Consider the following 3,763-nt stretch of genomic DNA (forward strand, 5'->3'; position numbering starts at 1 on the left):
AAGTTGGTTGCGGGGAGAGGATTTGAACCTCTGACCTTCAGGTTATGAGCCTGACGAGCTACCGGACTGCTCCACCCCGCGACACTTTGGTGGGCCTACCGCCTATTCGGCTACTTGAGGCCGTGTAGTGTTCTTTTCATCGTATTAGAGAGGTGTTTTTTGGGCTTTTACTAGGTTTGGCGGTGACCTACTCTCCCGGGGCTTAAGCCCAAGTACCATTGGCGCGGCAGTGCTTAACTTCCGGGTTCGGGATGGGACCGGGTGTTTCACTTGCGCTATGACCACCAAACCGAGGAAAAGCCCATGTCGACTTTCTTGCTTTGCAAGAAAGCGACAGGTGGCAGGCAGCGTATTCGCGAAGCGAATGCGCGGTGCCACTCGGTTATTTAATCAACCAACATCGCGGCTTGGCGCTGCGACGTTATCCATTGTCAAGGTCGGTGTATGCTTTCGGCTTTGTCTTTCCATTACTGGATCAAATCAAGCCTATCGGGCGATTAGTACCGGTCAACTGAACGCATTACTGCGCTTACATCTCCGGCCTATTGACGTGGTGGTCTTCCACGGCCCTCAGGGAGACCTTGTTTTGAGGGGGGCTTCCCGCTTAGATGCCTTCAGCGGTTATCCTGTCCGATCATAGCTACCCAGCACTGCCGTTGGCACGACAACTGGTCCACCAGTGGATCGTTCACCCCGGTCCTCTCGTACTAGGGGCAACTCCTCTCAAGTCTCCTACACCCACGGCAGATAGGGACCGAACTGTCTCACGACGTTCTAAACCCAGCTCACGTACCTCTTTAAACGGCGAACAGCCGTACCCTTGGGACCTGCTCCAGCCCCAGGATGAGATGAGCCGACATCGAGGTGCCAAACACTGCCGTCGATATGGACTCTTGGGCAGTATCAGCCTGTTATCCCCGGCGTACCTTTTATCCGTTGAGCGATGGCCCTTCCACTCGGGACCACCGGATCACTATGGCCGTCTTTCGACTCTGCTCGACTTGTCAGTCTTGCAGTCAGGCTGGCTTCTGCCATTGCACTCAACGAGCGATTTCCGACCGCTCTGAGCCAACCTTCGCGCGCCTCCGTTACGCTTTAGGAGGCGACCGCCCCAGTCAAACTACCCGCCACGCAGGGTCCCGGATCCGGATAACGGACCGCGGTTAGACATCAAGAGTGCGAAGGGTGGTATCTCAAGGGAGGCTCCACGGATACTTGCGTTTCCGCTTCAAAGCCTACCACCTATCCTGCACATCACAATCCTGATGCCAGTGCGAAGCTGTAGTAAAGGTGCACGGGGTCTTTCCGTCTAACCGCGGGAAGCCTGCATCTTGACAGGCAATTCAATTTCGCTGAGTCGATGTTGGAGACAGCGGGGAAGTCGTTACGCCATTCGTGCAGGTCGGAACTTACCCGACAAGGAATTTCGCTACCTTAGGACCGTTATAGTTACGGCCGCCGTTTACCTGGGCTTCAATTCAAGGCTCTCACCTCTCCTTTTAACCTTCAGGCACCGGGCAGGCGTCAGACCCTATACGTCGTCTTGCGACTTCGCAGAGCCCTGTGTTTTTAATAAACAGTCGCCACCCCCTGGTTTGTGCCCCCAGCCCCTAGTTGCCTAGGAACCGGGCCTCCTTCTCGCGAACTTACGGAGGTATTTTGCCGAGTTCCTTCAACATCGTTCTCTCAAGCGCCTTGGTATGCTCTACCAGTCCACCTGTGTCGGTTTAGGGTACGGTCTCATGGAGGGCTATTTCCAGGAACCACTCAGCAGCCCAATCAATCCGATAAGATTGAACTACACCTGTGATCCGTCACATCCTCCTGGCCTAGGAATATTAACCTAGTTCCCATCGCCTACGCCTTTCGGCCTCGGCTTAGGGGCCGGCTTACCCTGCTCAGATTAGCTTTAAGCAGGAACCCTTGGACTTTCGGCGAGAGTGTCTCTCACACTCTTTGTCGCTACTCATGTCATCATTCTCACTAGTGATCTCTCCACGGGATCGCTCACGCGCCCGCTTCATCGAAAGAACCTATGTCTGCGCTACCGCCTATTCGGCTACTTGAGCGCGCTTACGCGCGCCGCATAACCGGCGGCAATATAGACAAGGTTCTATGTCACACTACGCTCTGCTACCGATGCTTACGCATCCCTAGACTTCGGCTCATGGCTTGAGCCCCGTTACATCTTCGCCGCAGGACAACTTATTTAGACCAGTGAGCTGTTACGCTATCTTTAAAGGATGGCTGCTTCTAAGCCAACCTCCTGGTTGTTTTGGTCGTCCCACCTGCTTTCCCACTTAGCCATGAATTGGGGGCCTTAGTCGTAGGTCAGGGTTGTTTCCCTCTCCACTACGGACGTTAGCATCCGCAGTGTGTCTGCCATCTAGTACTCCCGGGTATTCGGAGTTTGGTTAGGATCAGTAAGCCTGTGGGGCCCCATTACCCATCCAGTGCTCTACCCCCCGGGGTATTCGGATGACGCTCTACCTAAATAGATTTCGCAGAGAACCAGCTATCTCCGAGTTTGATTGGCCTTTCACCCCTAGGCACAGCTCATCCCGATCCTTTTCAACGGATGTGGGTTCGGTCCTCCAGTAAGTGTTACCTTACCTTCAACCTGGCCATGCCTAGATCACTCGGTTTCGGGTCTGATCCCACGAACTCATACGCCCTATTAAGACTCGCTTTCGCTACGCCTACACCTAACGGCTTAAGCTTGCTCGTGAGACCAAGTCGATGACCCATTATACAAAAGGTACGCCGTCAGATCTCGAGGATCCTCCGACTGATTGTAGGCGTTCGGTTTCAGGTACTGTTTCACTCCCCTCGTCGGGGTGCTTTTCACCTTTCCCTCACGGTACTGGTTCGCTATCGGTCAGCAAGGAGTACTTAGCCTTCGAAGGTGGTCCTCCGATCTTCAGACAGAATTTCACGTGTTCCGCCCTACTTAATACGTCCATCAAAGCTTCCTATACGGGGCTGTCACCCGCTATGGCCACGCTTCCCAACGTGTTCTAGTCACTTATCTGGCTCGGCTGGTCCCCGTTCGCTCGCCGCTACTAGGGGAGTATCAATTGATTTCCTTTCCTCCGGGTACTTAGATGTTTCAGTTCCCCGGGTTTGCTCTTAAAACCCTATGTATTCAGGTCTTAAGTACTTGGTTAAGCAACATATTGATTATCAGAGATAACAATATGAAGCTTTCAAGTGGGTTGCCCCATTCAGAGATCCATGGATCAAAGCTTATTCTCAGCTCCCCATGGCTTATCGCAGAGTATCACGTCTTTCATCGCCTCTTGCTGCCAAGGCATTCACCAAACGCCCTTCTCGCGCTTGATTTGATCCAGAAAAAGAAAGACACGACCTTTTTGTCCTACCGCCTATTCGGCTACTTGAGGACATGAACTCTTCCGGCCTTCGGCCTTCATAGTTCGGGGGTCGGATCGATCGAGACCGCCCAGCTGGTAACTAAAGGCAGTCATTCTTCTGAACCAAAAACATACATTTCCCGCCCCCGCCACTTGGACGAGGACAATTGAGCAACCCCATATGGTCTCCCAGCCGTGCAGCTGATCAACGCAGGTCGCTCGGGTTAGTATATTTGACTTGGACAACTCTGTTCGTTTCAGTCGCGATACGCACTAAAGGCCGGCTAGACCCAAACTGCGCCGCTCATCCGAAGATGAGAACGACCGAGATCAGCGCCACACTCGGCACGATCAAACAGTGTTGATTGATTTCTCTCTATACGATGTCAATT

Annotated in this window: 1 tRNA gene and 2 rRNA genes; all 3 read right to left on the reverse strand. The window is 53.2% G+C overall.

Annotated features, from left to right (window positions below):
• Positions 1-4 precede the first annotated feature (4 nt).
• The 3 genes from ACR0NJ_RS21175 to ACR0NJ_RS21185 all read right to left on the reverse strand — a co-directional run bounded on the left by ACR0NJ_RS21175 (position 5) and on the right by ACR0NJ_RS21185 (position 3,342).
• Positions 5-81: transfer RNA gene (locus ACR0NJ_RS21175), tRNA-Met, on the reverse strand.
• A 93-nt stretch (positions 82-174) separates the two neighbouring features.
• Positions 175-289 (reverse strand): 5S ribosomal RNA (rrf, locus tag ACR0NJ_RS21180).
• 187 nt (positions 290-476) lie between these two features.
• Positions 477-3,342 (reverse strand): 23S ribosomal RNA (locus ACR0NJ_RS21185).
• Positions 3,343-3,763 lie beyond the last annotated feature (421 nt).

The organism is Ruegeria sp. F11, from assembly GCF_056533855.1.